The sequence below is a fragment of the Bacteroidota bacterium genome, assembly GCA_016722375.1.
Classification (GTDB): domain Bacteria; phylum Bacteroidota; class Bacteroidia; order Chitinophagales; family LD1; genus Bog-950.
Genome location: JADKJG010000007.1, coordinates 120,168 through 136,952, shown reverse-complemented (window position 1 = coordinate 136,952; position 16,785 = coordinate 120,168). Strand labels below are relative to the sequence as shown.

Here is a 16,785-nt window from a genome sequence, read left to right as displayed (position 1 = left end):
GCGAGGTTTTTTCTGCTATTTAGCTAACCAGATTTGGATGGATTGTTCCTTCTGAAAAATAGTTTCAGTCTATGCTAACATTTTTTATTTTTGTTGCCCTATTATTACAGCGATCAGTCATCATCATAATATATCATAAAGAAATGCCACCAACCTTTACTAAGTCCTTTGTAAAATCTGGCGTGTCTTATTGTTTTTCTCCGGCTATTTTTTCTTACTATTCTTTTATCAATTAAATCAAACCATCATGAAACAGTTTTTCTCTGGTATTCGTAGTTATTATCTTGCCCTTGTTTTTATGCTTGGGGCTTTACCCGGCATCGCCCAAACGCATCAGGCACATCAGATGTCGTCAGGCGATTTGTCGGAACAGTTATGGCAACAAAAAGGTGCCGCGTGGGAGCATAATTTAGCTCAGACAGTGGGGGCAACCACCGGTGAGTTTGCGGAGTTTTTGCTCTTCAATGAAGCGACTTTGTTGAAGTCCAGAGCAAAATTCTTTCATGAGTTTGCTCATGGAAATATTACTTCAGACAATGCAGATGCCTATTTTTATCAATTAGACGAAAAGTTCATCGCCTTGTTTGCTGAATACAATGCACTCAAGATAAATAACCCGGGCTTTATTGAAGATGAATTAGATGGAAGAAGGCAGCAAGCCGGCAGGCCGGGTGCTCGTGGCACTTGTAACCCATCGTGCAGCAATATCGGGTTTGGAAACGGAACCCTTTCTTTTTGGGATTCTTACTGGGCCGTAGATGCGAGTACTACTGCGGCGGTTGTCCTGAACTATAAGACAGGAGGACCTAGCGGGTCGGTTACTGTGGATGCTTATGATGCCAATACTGCGAGCTATCAGGTTTCTCTGATGAATGCCGGTGGCACCGACCCTATTGCCGGCTCATTGATTCCACTGAACCCGCCATTAGGTGGCTATGCGGCAAGAATAGGCGATGGTGCGCAGAATGGATATGGAGTCGGGATTTTGGAGCAGACTTTTAATATAAGTGCGTCCAACCCAATTCTGACCATTCAATATGCTGTTGTATTGGAAAACCCAGGGCATATAGGCTATGAACAGCCTTGGTTTAATATTGAGGTATTAGACCAGAACGGCACTGCCATTCCAGGTTGCGGTCAGTACTTTGTGGTTTCTGGTGCTAATATCCCCGGCTTTGTGCCAGTATTAAGGTATGCAGGAGGAGATACGGTATATTGCAGACCGTGGACAACCGCTTTTGTTCCGCTGCAAGCTTATGCAGGTCAATGTGTGACAGTTCGATATACAGCATCAGACTGCGCTCAGGGAGGGCACTTTGGCTATGCTTATGTTTCGGCCAGTTGTGCAAAAATCAAATTGAACGCCTCGTCCACTGTATTTTGCAATGGTCAGCAATCTGCCAAAATTACCGGGCCTCCGGGAGCAGCGGCTTACCAATGGACTACACCCAATGGATGTATTTCGGGGTCTTCTACGCAACAAATATTGACTATTGCCTGTGCGGGAACCTATAAACTTGTTACGGCTTCTACGGCAGGGCCACAATGTGTAGATACATTTTCGATCACTATAACTGCATCCTCGGCCGGTCCGCCACCTACACCCTGTTTCACTTGGGATACTGTTTGCTCCGGCACCCCTGTACCGATTAATGCATCCTGCTCCAATCCGAATACAGGAGGAAAGTTTTATTGGGATTTCTATGGCACCGGTTTTTATCAGGATTCCTCCGGTACTACTCCCACTTGGATTCCCCCCAATGGAGGTGATTTTAATGTAAGGCTACACCAAGTCACCGCTGCCGGTTGTTCATCAGACACAGTGATCAGCGTCAATGTGATTAATACTAATGCATATGCTATTCCGCAAACCAACATGGCCATAACAAATGCGTCAAGTTGCACTACTTGTAACGGAACTATAGTGTTTAAACCAGTTTTACCCCCCGGAGCAACTGCTGGTTATACATATAAGTTTGCTTGTAACCCAACGGTTATCACTTATTCTCCACCTAATAATTATTCATTTGCTGGTGGTAGTCTAGCTATTCCGGCTTTTGGAATCGCTGGGGATTACAGTTTTGATTTGTTTTCAACGCCCGTAAAGATTACATTGTACAGGATATGCCCGGGTAATTGCGAGGTCTATATTACGTCTGCTGATACCACTCCTCCTAACAGATGTAGTCTTGCACAATTTGTTTCAGATTCTATTTCGGCTTTTATTCCGGTAAGTGGAGTAAACATCGTTTTAAATCAAACTGTTTCGCCAGCAACTTGTGGTCTGAACAATGGCTCGGCAAGTATAGTTGCGACAGGTGGTACCGCTCCTTATAAGTACAAGTGGTCTGTTGGAGATACAACTTCTTCGGTTTCCGGATTGAGCGGAGGAACCTACGAAGTGACCATAACAGAAAATGGAGGTTGTCAGGCGACGGCTACGGTGGTAGTGGATTCCATCCCTCAACTTGGCGTCACTACGATACCATATTTTGTGTCCTGTCCGGGGAATAATGATGGAAAAATAAAAGTGAAGGTGGTTGGAGGCAACGGCCCTTTCACCTATACCTGGTCACCCAATGTGAGTACCGTAGATTCGGCTACCAATCTCGGGCCTGCTACTTATTCTATTACCGTGTCTGACCTCGGCAGTTGTAGTGGCACCGTTAGTACGAATATCACCCAGCCCATCCCCATCACAAATACGTTCACCGGAAGTTATTCTAATATCCCTTGTTTCGGCACGGGTAATGCCACCGTGAATCCAAGTGGAGGAGCGGCTCCTTATACCTACTTATGGGCAAGCGGGACTACTAACGCCACAGATACCGGCTTAACTGTTGGAAAACATGCGGTAACCATTACGGATGCATCTAGTTGTACTAAGACTGATACCGTGACGGTCATCGGCACTGCCAGTCTGACTATTACCGGCCATTCAATTTGTTTAGGCGATAGCGTGTTGTTGACTTGCAATGGCACCTCTGGTTTCCAGTGGAGCACGGGGGCAAGTACTGCTTCTATTAAAGTAAGTCCGCTGACAACATCTGTCTATAGCGTAACTGCCTCTAATATTTGTGGTGCGGCTTCTGCCAGCATAACCGTAAATGTCAATATGCTCCCTAATGCAGTGATCACCCCGGCTAACCCTTCTGTTTGCCCGGGACAGAGTACCACGCTTAAAGCAAGTGGTGGTAATGCCTATTCATGGAGTATTGGTGGCAATACAGATACGCTTAAAGTTAGCCCTGTTGTGAATACTACTTATAAGGTTACGGTAACGGATGTTAACCTATGTTCTGCAACTGTATCTGCTACGGTAACTATTGTCTCAGCTATTGATACAGCCAAGGTGACGGTTACTCCATCAAGTATTACTGCCTGTGTAGGTTATTTGTTGAATTTCACTGCTACTCCGTTTTTCGGCGGAACAGCTCCCACTTATGTGTGGAAGGTAAATGGTATTGCTGCCGGAACAACTTCGAATACCTTTTCCAGCAATTCACTGAATAATCAGGATATTGTGACTTGTGTGATGACTTCGAGTGAAAGTTGTATTGCTGGCTCGCCCGCAACTTCTAACTCGGTGGTAACAACGATTCTTCCATTATTTAAGGCAGGAGTTGTATCTTCTGTTCCTGACAGCGTTTGTAGTGGTACCAATGCGCTGCTGACGGTTACCGGAAATTCATCGGCTGTTCAGTGGCAGAACTCTACGAATAGCACAGGATTTGTTGATATTAACGGAGCAGTGAGTGCTACTTATACTGAAGCACCATCCCAAACTACTTATTATCGTGTTTACGGCTCCAATGGATATTGTTCAGATACATCTGTAACGCTTAAGTTGGTGGTTAAAGCCCTTCCGGCAGCACCGGCATTGACCGCATTGGATACCCTGATTTGCTCAGGTGAAAACGCTGAAATTTGTGCACCGGATACTTTTATTTCTTATTCATGGAACAATGGTGGCACCTCTAGTTGTACGCAGGCAACCTTTGCAGGCGGTTATTGGGTGAGTGTTACGTCTGCCAACGGATGTTCTGTGATCTCTCAGCGAAAGAACATAGCTATTTATCCGGTTCCATCAGTTGCTATCATTCGTCAGGGCGATACGCTTTCATCTTTTGGAGCTGTTTCCTATCAGTGGTATTTGAATGGAAATAAAATTCCTGGTGCCACTTCCAGTATTTATATCGCCAAAGGTTTCGGAAACTTCACGCTAGAAATTACAGACGCCAATGGTTGTAAGGCTACATCCAGCCCTGTAGTGATTAGCGGTTTGAATGATTTTGACATGGAGGGTTCTTTAGAAATCTATCCAAATCCGGCCACAGAAAACCTTCAAATCAAGGCGGACAAGAGGAGATTGGGTCAGGAATTTGAAATCTATGACGTAATAGGACAGGTCATTGAACGAGGCTATCTCTCTCATGAACTCATGGTAATTAATGTAGCTCAGATGTCTAATGGACTATATTTCGTTAAAGTGAATGGCTTGGTTCTGCGGTTTATGAAACAGTAGGAGTAAAGCGATTTGTTTTGATATTTGAAAAGGCGGTCTAATTGTTTAGGCCGCCTTTTTTGATGAATTATTGAGAATCAAGGCTTTTTATCAAAGTAGCACTCATCTTCAGCGGATCAGCACACATTGCAAGCGAATCAGTGCACCTTTTGCGAAAATCTGCACCGATTTAGACAAGAAGTGCTGTGATTTTGTGAGAAGCTGTACTGCTTTAGACAAGAAGTGTTGTGATCTTGTGAAAAGCTGTTCCGATTAGCACGAGATGTGTTGCGATTGGGGCAAGATGTGTGCAGGTTAGCACAAGATATGTGCCACATCGCTGAAGGGCTACTTTTGTTAAACCCTTTTTTCAATATGAATTATGTAAGAAGCTATTGAGCGGTTTTAATTATACTTACTTTTATTTCCGTAAATATGCCCAATGAATAGAATTCTCCTTCTCTTGGTTATTTTTCTACTGTCTGACTATCTTCCTGCGGTAGCGCAGCATAACGTAAATTACAACGACGTAGCAGTGGTTATTAATCTTAACAGTGATTCCTCTCAAATCATTGCCGACTATTTTATTGCAAAGCGAAAAATTCCTGCAGTGAATGTTATACGGGTGAATGTTACGACGGATGAGGAAGTGAATGATAGTACATTCAAAGATTATGCGCGCCAGATAAAGGAGTATTTGAATGCTCATGATTTGCAAGACACTATCAACTATATAGTTACAACGAAGGGCTGTCCGCTGAAAGTAGCCAGAACGAATGTGGATTGTAATGCCTCTGCTGAAAGCGAATTGATGCTGATGACGGTTTCGTATGAAGATTATTACATGGGAGACTGCACTTCGTTTAATGACATTGCGACTGATAATTTTCTGACCAATCCATATTACAACGCAACGGACAGTTTTTTTAAACAAGGATTCCAGATATATCTGGTTACCCGGCTGGATGCCTATTCTGTGCAGGAGGTACTGAATTTAATTGATAACAGCGGACCGAATGTTTTTGTAGATAGAGATTCAGCGTTGTTTGTTTTAGATCAATCGCCTAACTGGTCAGGAAATCCATTGAATAGCGCTATGGGGACAGCGGCTACTATTCTGACTAACCGAGGCTGGAATGTACTGTTGAATACGGATAGCATCTATGTTACGGATCAGAAGAACGTGTTGGGTTATGTCAGTTGGGGAAGTAACGATGGATTTTCACAGCATTACACGACGAACGCCATTCCACACAATACCTGGGTCAAAGGCTCTATTGCCGAAACGCATGTATCTACCAGTGGTCGTTCCTTACAGCCGAACACAACTTATGGCCAATCCTTAATTGCTGATTGGATTAAAGAAGGAGTATCGGGAATAAAGGGATATGTTTATGAACCCTTCACGGTGGCGATTGCCATCTCCAGTATTCTATTCGATCGCTATACAGACTTAAAAACGGATGGTTCGCCAAAATATAATTTGGCTCAAAGTTATTTTTCAGCTTCAAGAATGATAGGTTGGATGGATGTAGTGATTGGTGACCCCAAAACCTCGATTACCACCAACCTTGGGTTGTCAAACCGTATTGTCGAACCGTCAACGGTTTCGTTCCGTTTATTTCCTAATCCAGCGATGGATAAGTTATACGTTGTTTCACCGGATGCTCGTATCCGGGATTTGATTATTTACGACCTCAATGGGCAACGACTAATAGAAGCGCAACAATCGGGCATCGGCTCGATTAACATTGGCCATCTTCCAAAAGGTATGTATATAGCTGAGGTAAACTCGGCGGGCAAATCTGAAAAAATGCGCTGGGTGAAATTGTAATTCTTATGTCGCATCATTTCTCTTTTCAAATTTCCATTACTTTCGCGCCCCTATGATAATTACAGTGTATAAATCGAAGATTCACCGTGCAACTATTACTCAGGCGGATTTGAATTATATCGGAAGCATTACTATTGATGAGAATTTGATGGAGGCGGCAAATCTGTTTGAACACGAGCGCGTACAGATTGTGAACATCAACAACGGTGAGCGTCGTGAAACTTATGTAATAAAGGGTGAAAGAGGCTCTGGTACTATATGTATGAATGGACCTGCCTCCAGAAAAATGGCGGTCGGTGATTTGATTATTATCATTTCGTATGGAATGGTCACTATGGAGGAATATAAAAAGCACGTACCCCTTACCGTACATGTGAACGCAAGCAACCAACTCACCAAATAGGCTTGAAAAAATATCTTTTTAGTGGTTTGAAGCTGGTTATTTCGCTTGGCGCCGGCATTGCTTTGGTATTGTGGTTCCTAGGACGCATGAGCGAAGGCGACAAACAAAATGTAATCGAGGACATCCGTCGCGCCGATTACTTTTGGGTAATAATACCTCCGCTTATTGGTCTCATGAGTAATTACTTCCGAACCGAAAGGTGGCGGCTGTTGTTACGTCCGCTTGGCTATTATCCCGGTTTCTGGAATACTTTCTACAGTGTGATGATTATGTATTTTCTCAACCTTTTTTTTCCACGTCTGGGCGAGGTGAGTCGTTGTGGCATTTTAGCTCGTTATGAAAAAGTTCCTTTAGATAAAGCGATTGGTACTATGGTCTTGGAACGGGTAGTGGACGTAGTTTGCTTAGGTCTGCTGGCGGTTTTTCTTCTATGGATAGAGCAAGATAAATTTCTGCTACTATATCAGCAAATTATGGCCGATTCGCAAACAACGTTTAGTGAAATTATTTCCAAATACGAAATCAGTGCCAACCTAAAGTATAGTGTATTCGGAATCGTCATATCAGGCCTTGTTTTGTTTCTCGCCATTCAAGTACGGAAAAAGGGCTTGCCCTCTCTTCTGGCTAGTTTTAAGGAAAAGATAACCGGGTTGATTCGCGGTATTATTTCCATCAAGGATATTTCAAACCCGTATTTGTTTTTGTTTCATACTCTGATGATTTGGGTATGTTACTTCCTGATGGGTTATTTAGGTTTCCGCATCTTTCCCGAAACGTCGCACCTTGGGTTTTTAGCCGCTGGACTGGTACTGTTTTTTGCATCTATTGCTTTTTCCATCACACCGGGAGGTCTGGGTTTGTATCCCATATTCGTGCAGATAGTTCTTGGTTTATATGGGATAGTGGGCAGTGTCGCGCTATCACTGGGCTTAGTTATCTGGTCTATGCAAACTGCTTCCGTTTTGCTTGCCGGTGTAATTTCTCTCATCATTCTTGCAATAACTAACCGGGAGTCAGCGTTAGAACAAGTAACCTTAAAAGAGTAGGCCTGTGATTTCTTCTGAAGATACCGTTACCAAAATTTTTCTCCTTGAGGAACTTCTCAAGCGAATTGAATTTTGGAGAACGCTGAACGAAAAGATTGTTTTCACCAATGGCTGTTTCGATATTCTGCACGAAGGCCATATTCGTCTATTCGCTTCCTGCCAAAAACTAGGGGAACGGGTGATCGTAGGGTTGAACTCAGACACTTCCATAAAAAAACTGAAAGGCAAGCATCGTCCGGTGAATAGCCAAAAGTCGCGGGCTATTGTTTTAGCTGCGCTGCAATACGTAGATGGGGTTGTGATTTTTAAAGAAGAAACCCCGAAAAAATTGATCCACTCTATTCGACCTGATTTCTTGGTGAAAGGTGGCGACTGGAAGAAAACAAAAATAGTAGGAAGTGATTTTGTAGAAAGTTACGGAGGCATCGTCAAGACGATTCCCTATCTCAAAGGTTTTAGCACTACGGAGATTATCGCCCGCTCGAAGAAATAATATTGTGGTGTTCGTTAGGACACCTCTTCTATCCTATAATTCTTTCCATTAAAGCTGATTGAAGTTCCTTTCGTTTTATCAATGAATAATAACCCTATAGGCGAAGCCGGAGAGATAGCCATGTATGTTTTTTCTTCCACTTCCAACCGTCCAACGCTGATAGCGATATAGAAATTTCCAAGGTTGGTCTGCACCACACTGCCGGGTTGAATTTCTTCCGTTAATTTGTCGGGCTGTAATTGCAGCAACAATTGTTTTTGCTTGATGGCCTCGGATAACTGCAAGCGATTTTTTTCAATTTCTTGCGTCATCATTTCGCGAGCCGTTTCATATTTATCTCCCGCGCTACTTTTCGTTTCTTCATTGATGGATGAACCGGCTAACTCCATAGCACTTTCAATATGAGCAATGCGCTGGTTAATATTTTCCAGACATAACCGGTATAGCTGCTGCTTAATCTTTATCACGGCAAAAAACACTCATCGTTTTCTCTTATGAGGAAAACTTTTGCCTCGAGGTTTTGCCTCAGCATGATTTTTAGGATCATACAGAGGTGCCTCTCCCAAGTGCGCTGGCAAGGCTATCTTATTTACTGAACTGCCAATGAGTTCTTCGATGCGTTGAAACTTCCGCTGGTCTTCCGGGCTGATAAAAGTTAGTGCAACACCCGTAGTTTCGGCGCGGGCGGTTCTGCCCACACGGTGAACATAATCTTCTGCATCCCGAGGCACATCATAGTTTATCACTAAACCAATCGAGTCTATATCAATACCTCTGGACAGAATATCGGTAGCAACCAAAATCTGTAATCTTTTGTTTTTGAACTGGCGTAGCACCTCTGTCCGTTCAACCTGTTCCAAATCGGAATGGATCGCTGCCACATTAAATTGGAGCCTTTTCAATTCACGCTCTAGTTCTTTCACTTTATCTTTAGTCGAAGAAAAAATAAGAATACTGGCGATGTTTTTATCTCTTAATAAACCTTTCAGCAATCCCATTTTCTGAGCGCTATGAACAACATAAGCAGCCTGCAATACTCCCGCAGCAGGTTTTGAAATGGATATATTGACTTCTTCAGGATTGTTTAGGATTTTCTTTGCCAGTTCACGAATCTTGGGTGGCATCGTAGCACTGAACATCAACGTCTGTCTTTTCTTCGGCAGAAAGCTGATAATCTTATTGAGATCATCGCTGAACCCCATGTCCAGCATCCTGTCCGCTTCATCAAGGATGAGGTGTTCCAGTTCATCAAACTTCACATAACCCATGTTCAGGTGGGCTATTAAACGGCCGGGTGTAGCGATAATAATATTTGCCCCTTCGGTCAAAGCCTTCTTCTCCTGCGCAAATGAGATCCCATCGCTTCCCCCATAGATTGCAATAGCATTTACGGGTGTGAAATATCCGAAGCCCTGCATGGCTTCATCAATCTGCACCGCTAACTCACGCGTTGGAACAATGATTAGCGTATTCACTGCATGTTTATGCGATTGAATGTTTTTATTGATTACAGGAAGCAAATAAGCCGCCGTTTTACCGGTACCCGTTTGAGCACAAGCTATCAGGTCATGATGTTTCAGGATGATAGGGATTGCCAGTTCTTGTATAGGTGTGGCTTTATCAAAGCCCATAGAATGGAGACCTTCCAGTAAGGATGGTTCAAAGTTTAGTTCGGAGAAATTCAAGGAATATTAATTTTTGAAGAAATAAATGGTTCTAGGCAAAGGTAAGAAACGGTCGGGAATGGAATCAGGGTATCTCTCTTCTAAAAAATAGGGTGGTGTTTTCTAAAGCTTGTTGAACGCTGTATTTAGGTTGAAAACCGAAATCTCGATTTGCTTTGGCCGATGTAAAAGTGAATTCCGTGCTGATATACATGACTGCAAACCGGCTCAACTTCGGGTTATAATACTTTATCGGTCGAACCAGAAGTGCAACATATTCTGATATGGATCCTAATAAATAAGCCACCCTACGAGATAATCGAAAGTTACGCGGCCAAATTTTATATCCGGATTGGGTAATGAGATTATCGAAAAAAGTAAAGAAATTCGATCCAGGCCCGTCGGTTATAAAATATACGTTCCCCGGAACCTGATGATTGTTTTCAACCAGGGCCTTCGCTGCCAGCAAAATCGCCCACGCCATATTTCTCACATAAATATGCTGACACTTGGCAGACCCATCTCCAATATGAAGATAAAATCCATTCTTGACCATATCGAGTAAAGGAGGAATGTGGTAAGGGTCACCTTCCCCATAAATATCTGCGGGCCGCATAGCGCAGGTTTTGAAGGAGTCTTGATTGGCTCCAATTACAAGCCTTTCTGCCAAAGATTTGCTTTTGCAATACATATTCGGATGCTCAGCAGGATAAGGTTGAGATTCATCAATATCAATTAGGTCGCTGCCGCTGATTACTGCATCAAGAGAACTTACATAAACAAGAGCCGACACATGATTCTCTTTGCAAGCCTTTATCACGTTTTGGGTACCGCCAAAATTGATGTCATACACCTCCTTTTCTGATTTAGTACCCCAGTCTATGATGGCAGCAGAATGTATGACTACATCAATTTGTTTAAACGCCTCATTAATTTCCTCATACCGGCACACATTTCCTTTATAGAAAGTGATACGATCGTCTTTTTTGCCTTTATATTCTTTTATGTCCAGAATTCTTATTTCTCGAACATCCATCTCCCATTTTGCATCAATGAATTCCTCTACGATAGTCGTTCCCAGAAAACCAGATCCTCCGGTCACTAATACACGGAGTCCGTTGTTGGCATCATTTGATTTTGTCATAACATTCATCTATCCTCGTGATGCGATAGTAATTTAAAATGTATTAACAGAATGAACAAAGAAATATACCTCATCCGTGGAAATAATCAAGAGACGTATGTTCAGTTTAAAAACAGAATAGTTGAACTGGTATCAAGGCTCAATAAAGAGTATAACCCGGATGCAATTAAATTTACCATAACGGAAAAAGCTCCTCCCGGTCTATCTATTATTCCGTTTAGCAAAAAGAAGGTTTCGGTAATTTCTATCTACAAATCCAACGCGGATAAAATGGATTTCATCCAAAAGGTTGATGGTTTCTGTGGAGGATATCGTGTGACGGAAGCCTTACCGGTTGCCTATATTAAAAACTGGAGCGATGGTGAGCCGACACCGGGTGCCTGTTTGTTAACCTTGTTTTCACAAAAGAAAAGCATTGATTACCAAACCTTCCTGAATAGATGGCATAATGGACACACACCTCTTTCACTTCGGATACATCCTCTGTGGAATTATGTACGAAATGTGGTGAACGAAAAACTCTACGCCAATTCTGAATGGTTTGATGGTATCGTAGAAGAACAAGTTCGGGAGGAATCAAATCTGCTAAATCCATTCAAGTTTTTTGGCAACCCGCTGATTATTATTCCGCGGATGATTACCGTATATTTCGATACAAAATCGTTTATAGATTATGATAGTATGGAAACTTATCTGGCCTCAGAATATCTTATAAAGACTCAATAGCCCATTTTGATTCAGAAGGGAAATCTGCTTCCTATAGATTTACTTTTGGAAAGCGAATCCATGTTGCTGCAATAATTCTTCCGAAAGATTCCAAAGCCGCTTTCCATTTTCTCTATTGCTTGCTTTTATATCCACTTGCTTTTCACTCATTAGAAAGAGATAGCGATTCGTCGTTCCATTTACTTCGGGAGAACATGCAAAATATACCAGTGGTTGTACTGCAACCTTTGGCGATCTAAAGAAGATTTTAAAAATCAACTTCAACAATGGTTTGAAGATAGCCGGTGCTTCTCTCGCAATATTCGTGTTCACCGGGCCGGGACAAAGCGCGAATACCGAGCAACGAATCTTATCGGATGGATTCAGGCGATTGGATAATTCATTTGCAAAAGTGGTCAGCAGTAATTTATTGTATCCATAACGCTCCACACTTTGACCTGCGCTATATTCCTGATACTTACCAAATGCATTCCAATCAAACTCTTTTGGATTTCGGTGACTTTCGGAGGAAACAAAAATGATTCGCGGTATCGTAGTACCATCTAAATGAATCAAATCATTTTCTATAAGAAGCCGAACAAACAGATAGGTTGCCAGATAGTTGACCATAAACATTTCTTCAAAGCCCTGTTTGGTTTTTCTGCTTTTTAATGGAACAACAGCCGCATTACAAATCACGACATCCAACTTCACGGATGATTCCTTCAGTGTATTCACCAGTTTGACAATAGAATCTATATCCGAAAGATCAACCGGTAACATTTCTACCTGATTGCTTCCTGAAAGATTTTGAACCATTTTTCCTTTTTCAGGAATGCCACTTCGACAAGCCATCCACACTTTGGCTCCGCGTTTGGCCAGTTGAACCGATGCTTCAAATCCCAGCCCCGAACTTGCACCGGTAATCAATACATTCTTACCGGTCAGCAAATCTTCCTCTTTAAGCGTCACTACATTTTTCTGCTTTCTGAACAAGTCAGCGATACCACTGAGCGTGGCAGAAAATGCGTTTGAATATCTTTCCTTTTCCTTACTCATTTCTATTTCTGAATTGTTTTAAGATAGTCAGTGTAGAATTTCAACTGTTTACCTACATCCTCTTTATTTAAATTGAAATTTTCAAGACTGTAGCGGTGCTTCCCAAATCTGTTTGGCGCATTTATTTTCTCCGCATCGAGAAATTTTTGATGCAGCTCTGGCGAAATCTTCCCGATGCTACGATATAGCTCTTCTATAACATCCATCGGCGCGGCGATAAAGTCTTTATAATAAACGTCTGTGAACTTTTGATTGGGATTATTTTTCCGAAATTCAATTCCCGTTGAAAGCATATAGATGGTCTTTCTCAGCCAGTGTTGCGCTACTCTGTGCAGCGATACATTATCGCTAAATATGGTCTGGCTGTGCGCCACCATACTCATGAATGACGGCAGGCTCTCGTTGATATCTCTATGCGTCCAGATATAATGCACCTTCCCATAATGTTTTTTGACCAAATCGAGAAACTCCATGTGATGAGGTGTCTTGAGAATCCATCGCTTGCCCGGTCGCTGCCATTGCAAAAACTTCAACAGTTTGGCACCATAGGCATAAGCATTTGATTGATCTGTTTGCTCCAACCAAGAAGCATAAGAGGGAACGTTCATCGTTGCTTCCGGTGTGGTACTCATAAAGGTGGTATCCAACAAGAGAATATCTTCTTCGGGCTTTTCAAACTCTACGGGATGAATAGAGAAAAACCCGGGAGCCATTAATTTCAATGCTTTCTCACTCAGTTTTGCGGCGGCGATCCGTTGATTTATTTCATCCGGGTTTTCGCTTAAAGGAACGGGATTGAGTACTTCCCAACTCAACAACACCCTATTGTCGGGGTCGGCGGACAGGAGACGTTGCAGTTTTGTTGTACCGGTTCGTTGAAGTCCGCAAATCAGATAGACCGGATATAGCTCTTGTTCAAGAATTTCCGGATGTTTTCTGAACCAATGTTCTGCTCGCAGTCGAATGGTCAGCAGGCTGGTCAATCGCTTTTGGGTAATGAATCTTCCTATGGGATGCAGATCGGCCTCCTCATTGATAGAACTGATCAGTCGCTCTAAAGGTTCTTCCCAAAAATCTTCTCCAAATGAATGAAGCCCTGATTGCTTTCGGGCAAGTTTTATCAGATGGTCTTTTTCGAGTTCGATTTTTGTTCCGAGAAAATACGAACGTTTCCAAGTGCTATTAATAAAGTTTACCCATAAAGGTTTCTTATTAAAATTATCTGTGGTCACTTCACGATTCATCATGAGAAATATCTATGGTTTTAACAACACGACAATTCGGCTCGGATGTCTTTGCGCCCTCCTTTATTCGATACCATCTTAGGCACATAGTTCCTTCGTTGTGCTGACAAGTATCTATCCAATTGGGCAAGCCGGGATCTGATTTTGATACAATGATTCTGATACTTCCATCACGCGAGGGAATAGCAGCATGTTTATTTATTGAAATCGGAAAATACCGGTAGTCCAGAGATTCCATCCAATAATTATTCAATTGAAAATTCCAGCTTTCGCACACCGGAGGGGTGAATTGGATGATTAGTGCTTCCTCGTCTTGAAGTTTCCAATAGCTGTGGTGATAAATAATATTTGCATCGCCACCGGCGGCGTTTGAAATCGCAGGACTGAACACCGGCAGTTGATTGGCGTGTTTGGTAAACCCCTTGGCCCATTTGGCAAAGAGCATCGGCGCACCGGCAATAAAAAGCGCCGCGGTGTCCAATCCCTTATCTATTTTTTCTGCGGTAAGCGGGGTCGGTACTTTCTGTCCATTCAGGTTTTCAATTTTCAATACGGCAGGTACTTCATTGATCCGATCAAAAAAGGTTTGCCGGACAATCAATAGACTGGTCGCTTCTTCAATTTTCAACCAGTTCTTTCCTTGTCTTTCTTTACTCAGAATAATTTCAAAACTTCCATCTTCATCTATCACCAGTTCTTTTCCTTCGAGCACGCCGCAAGGCGCCATGCCGCTGGGTGTGCCGTAAACACCATTTTGAGTGAAGAAGCCGAGATAGTCAATCGTATTTCTTTTGCCGACAATCCGGTATTGATATTGGCCGCTGATCTGCGCATTCATATAGTAATTGTCGGGATTGTCGGCGCCCAACTTTACTGTTTCGTGTACCATTCTGCGCAATTCAGGAAAGGCTTCATCTCCATATTCTACATAGGCTTCGAGCGCGGCGCGTGTCAAGCGCGAGAGATAGCGCACGCCTTCGGCCTGGTTGAAAGCATCGCGCGGTGTGCCGGGAAAAACGAGTGAAGAGCCGGCGGCTTTTAGATGATCACAAAAGTCTGCCCATGCCTTGCCGGTCACTATTCTTTCGGCGTGAATATCGGCTTCGGTTTTGCCTCGGAGGCGAAGTTGAAGCAGATGAAAGCCTTTAAATAATTTCAGAATGGCAAATAGAAACTTCCCCATTAAATGGTGTTGAATTTTGAACACAATATCATAAAATAAATCTTATGCCAAGAAGGGATGAACGAAACGTTCATCTCTGTAGAATTTTCAATCTTCTTTTTTAGAAATCCTTGCTTAGATTTAAGGTCATAATTTTTTAACACAGAAAATTATGGCTAAGGAAAAAACAGATGGAGAGGCACTCTAAAATTCGATTTTAGAGCATTGATTTTCAGTTTTAATCCGCTCAATTCCCAGCTTCTTGCACTCATTTGCAGATTATGTGCAATTACCACCCAGCCATCTGCGTTAATTTCCAGGATAATTGCACTCACCGCTCGGCCAAGCGCATTAGACTTCTTTCCAAAATGGGTTTATTCTAAAAATAAGTACACTAGACTATGTGTTCTGTTGATTGAATTGTGGAAAAACAGAAGTTTGATAATTTCTTTGCTTCATGCGATGGACAATTATTCAAAAACAGCCAAAGGCACAGTTTAAACGTAGTACAGGAGTCACCCGAGAGGTGTTTCATCTGATGGTGCAGGCTCTAGAAGAGGCAAATGCAAAAGCAAGAAAGCACCCAAGCCGTGGAGTGGCTTCCAAATTAAGTTTAGAGGACAAGGTTTTGATGCTCCTGATGTATTACAGGGAGTATCGAACGATGTTCCATATTGGCGTTACCTATGACATTAGTGAATCGGCGGTTTGCAAAATAATTATGGATACGGAGCATAAGCTCATCAACGATCCCTTTTTCATTTGCCCGGCAAAAAGGTACTTACCCGTCCGGAAAATAAGTTTGAGCTAGTCTGGATAGATGTGACGGAAACCCCTATTGAGCGACCTAAAAAAAACAGCGGCGTTATTACTCAGGTAAAAGAAAAGACACACCTTAAAATCACAGATAATAGCAGACCAAAATACCCGACAGATTGTTTGCACCGAAGTGGGAAATGGACGCAAGCATGATTACAAGCTGTATAAACAAAGCCAAACACCCATCCATCCCACCATAACCGCAGAAGTAGATACCGGATACCAAGGATTACAAAAGGCACATCCCAATACCGAAATACCAAAGAAAAGAAGCAAGAAAAATCCGCTTACCAAAACAGATAAACAAAGAAACCAACGGATATCCTCCAGCAGGGTGGCTATCGAGAATATCATCCGAAAACTCAAAATATTCAGAATACTGGCTGAAAAATATCGAAACAGAAGAAGAAGGTTCAAATTGCGGCTCAACCTAATCGCGGCTATTGCTAACTTACTAACTAAGCCTATTTGATTTTGGAAAGAGGTCTATTGATTCCGACAGTTTGCGCACACGCCGCATAGCCAACTGCACTAATCTCCTAGTTTAGTGCATACGCCTCATGGCCAGATGCGCTAATTTCTGAATTAAATGCGCTCATCTCTCGCATCAATGCATTCGGCTGTGGTGGAAGTGCGATTATTTTTGGAGGAAATGAAGTGAGTTGCAAACATAAGACGGCGGGAATTGGTGAGGCATGCAGGTCTTTT

General features: G+C 42.6%; 12 protein-coding genes and 1 pseudogene. 7 read left to right on the top strand and 6 right to left on the bottom strand.

Annotation, left to right across the window (positions count from 1 at the left end; genetic code table 11):
• The first annotated feature begins 247 nt into the window (after window positions 1-247).
• From IPP77_11510 to rfaE2, 5 genes are all read left to right on the top strand, one after another.
• Window positions 248-4,525 carry a T9SS type A sorting domain-containing protein gene (locus IPP77_11510; protein MBL0310267.1) on the top strand — a complete coding sequence of 1,426 codons (4,278 nt, stop codon included), beginning with the start codon at window positions 248-250 and terminating at the stop codon, window positions 4,523-4,525.
• 421 nt (window positions 4,526-4,946) lie between these two features.
• Window positions 4,947-6,338 carry a TIGR03790 family protein gene (locus IPP77_11505; GenBank protein ID MBL0310266.1) on the top strand — a complete coding sequence of 464 codons (1,392 nt, stop codon included), beginning with the start codon at window positions 4,947-4,949 and terminating at the stop codon, window positions 6,336-6,338.
• Window positions 6,339-6,390: 52 nt separating this feature from the next.
• A complete protein-coding gene (locus IPP77_11500; protein MBL0310265.1) occupies window positions 6,391-6,741 on the top strand; it encodes an aspartate 1-decarboxylase in 351 nt (116 codons plus the stop codon).
• 2 nt (window positions 6,742-6,743) lie between these two features.
• Window positions 6,744-7,787, top strand: coding sequence for a flippase-like domain-containing protein (locus tag IPP77_11495; GenBank protein MBL0310264.1), 1,044 nt, complete (start codon window positions 6,744-6,746; stop codon window positions 7,785-7,787).
• A 34-nt stretch (window positions 7,788-7,821) separates the two neighbouring features.
• Window positions 7,822-8,280: a D-glycero-beta-D-manno-heptose 1-phosphate adenylyltransferase gene (gene rfaE2 / locus IPP77_11490; protein MBL0310263.1), complete on the top strand. Its 459-nt coding sequence runs from the start codon at window positions 7,822-7,824 to the stop codon at window positions 8,278-8,280.
• Window positions 8,281-8,294: 14 nt separating this feature from the next.
• Here rfaE2 and IPP77_11485 read toward each other — a convergent pair whose 3' ends face one another.
• The 3 genes from IPP77_11485 to IPP77_11475 form a co-directional block, all read right to left on the bottom strand.
• Window positions 8,295-8,738: a 3-oxoacyl-ACP synthase gene (locus IPP77_11485; protein ID MBL0310262.1), complete on the bottom strand. Its 444-nt coding sequence runs from the start codon at window positions 8,736-8,738 to the stop codon at window positions 8,295-8,297.
• Between the two features lie 21 nt (window positions 8,739-8,759).
• Window positions 8,760-9,965: a DEAD/DEAH box helicase gene (locus IPP77_11480; GenBank protein ID MBL0310261.1), complete on the bottom strand. Its 1,206-nt coding sequence runs from the start codon at window positions 9,963-9,965 to the stop codon at window positions 8,760-8,762.
• Window positions 9,966-10,029: 64 nt separating this feature from the next.
• Window positions 10,030-11,088 carry an NAD-dependent epimerase/dehydratase family protein gene (locus tag IPP77_11475; GenBank protein MBL0310260.1) on the bottom strand — a complete coding sequence of 353 codons (1,059 nt, stop codon included), beginning with the start codon at window positions 11,086-11,088 and terminating at the stop codon, window positions 10,030-10,032.
• 51 nt (window positions 11,089-11,139) lie between these two features.
• On the opposite strand from IPP77_11475, the gene IPP77_11470 reads away from it, so the two are divergent.
• On the top strand, window positions 11,140-11,814 hold the full coding sequence (locus IPP77_11470) for a hypothetical protein (GenBank protein ID MBL0310259.1): 675 nt from the start codon (window positions 11,140-11,142) through the stop codon (window positions 11,812-11,814).
• A gap of 39 nt (window positions 11,815-11,853) precedes the next feature.
• Here the strand turns inward: IPP77_11470 and IPP77_11465 are convergent, their stop codons facing one another.
• From IPP77_11465 to IPP77_11455, 3 genes are read right to left on the bottom strand one after another with little or no spacing between them, the layout of a single operon-like run.
• Window positions 11,854-12,852, bottom strand: coding sequence for an SDR family NAD(P)-dependent oxidoreductase (locus tag IPP77_11465; GenBank protein MBL0310258.1), 999 nt, complete (start codon window positions 12,850-12,852; stop codon window positions 11,854-11,856).
• A gap of 2 nt (window positions 12,853-12,854) precedes the next feature.
• The gene (locus IPP77_11460) at window positions 12,855-14,099 is read right to left on the bottom strand and encodes a sulfotransferase (protein MBL0310257.1); all 1,245 of its coding nucleotides are present in this window, start codon (window positions 14,097-14,099) and stop codon (window positions 12,855-12,857) included.
• On the bottom strand, window positions 14,086-15,279 hold the full coding sequence (locus IPP77_11455; GenBank protein MBL0310256.1) for a DUF1214 domain-containing protein: 1,194 nt from the start codon (window positions 15,277-15,279) through the stop codon (window positions 14,086-14,088). The genes IPP77_11460 and IPP77_11455 overlap by 14 nt, the downstream gene beginning before the upstream one ends.
• A 436-nt stretch (window positions 15,280-15,715) precedes the next feature.
• Between IPP77_11455 and IPP77_11450 the strand changes: the two are divergent.
• A pseudogene (locus IPP77_11450) lies at window positions 15,716-16,549 on the top strand (IS5 family transposase).
• Window positions 16,550-16,785 lie beyond the last annotated feature (236 nt).

What these genes read in the sequence shown, in the direction of transcription:
- IPP77_11465 (MBL0310258.1), bottom strand. Translation starts at nt 12,852, where the DNA reads ATGAGTAAGGAAAAGGAAAGATATTCAAACGCATTTTCTGCCACGCTC.
- IPP77_11475 (MBL0310260.1), bottom strand. Translation starts at nt 11,088, where the DNA reads ATGACAAAATCAAATGATGCCAACAACGGACTCCGTGTATTAGTGACC.
- IPP77_11455 (MBL0310256.1), bottom strand. Translation starts at nt 15,279, where the DNA reads ATGGGGAAGTTTCTATTTGCCATTCTGAAATTATTTAAAGGCTTTCAT.
- IPP77_11505 (MBL0310266.1), top strand. Translation starts at nt 4,947, where the DNA reads ATGAATAGAATTCTCCTTCTCTTGGTTATTTTTCTACTGTCTGACTAT.
- IPP77_11460 (MBL0310257.1), bottom strand. Translation starts at nt 14,099, where the DNA reads ATGATGAATCGTGAAGTGACCACAGATAATTTTAATAAGAAACCTTTA.
- IPP77_11470 (MBL0310259.1), top strand. Translation starts at nt 11,140, where the DNA reads ATGAACAAAGAAATATACCTCATCCGTGGAAATAATCAAGAGACGTAT.
- IPP77_11500 (MBL0310265.1), top strand. Translation starts at nt 6,391, where the DNA reads ATGATAATTACAGTGTATAAATCGAAGATTCACCGTGCAACTATTACT.
- IPP77_11510 (MBL0310267.1), top strand. Translation starts at nt 248, where the DNA reads ATGAAACAGTTTTTCTCTGGTATTCGTAGTTATTATCTTGCCCTTGTT.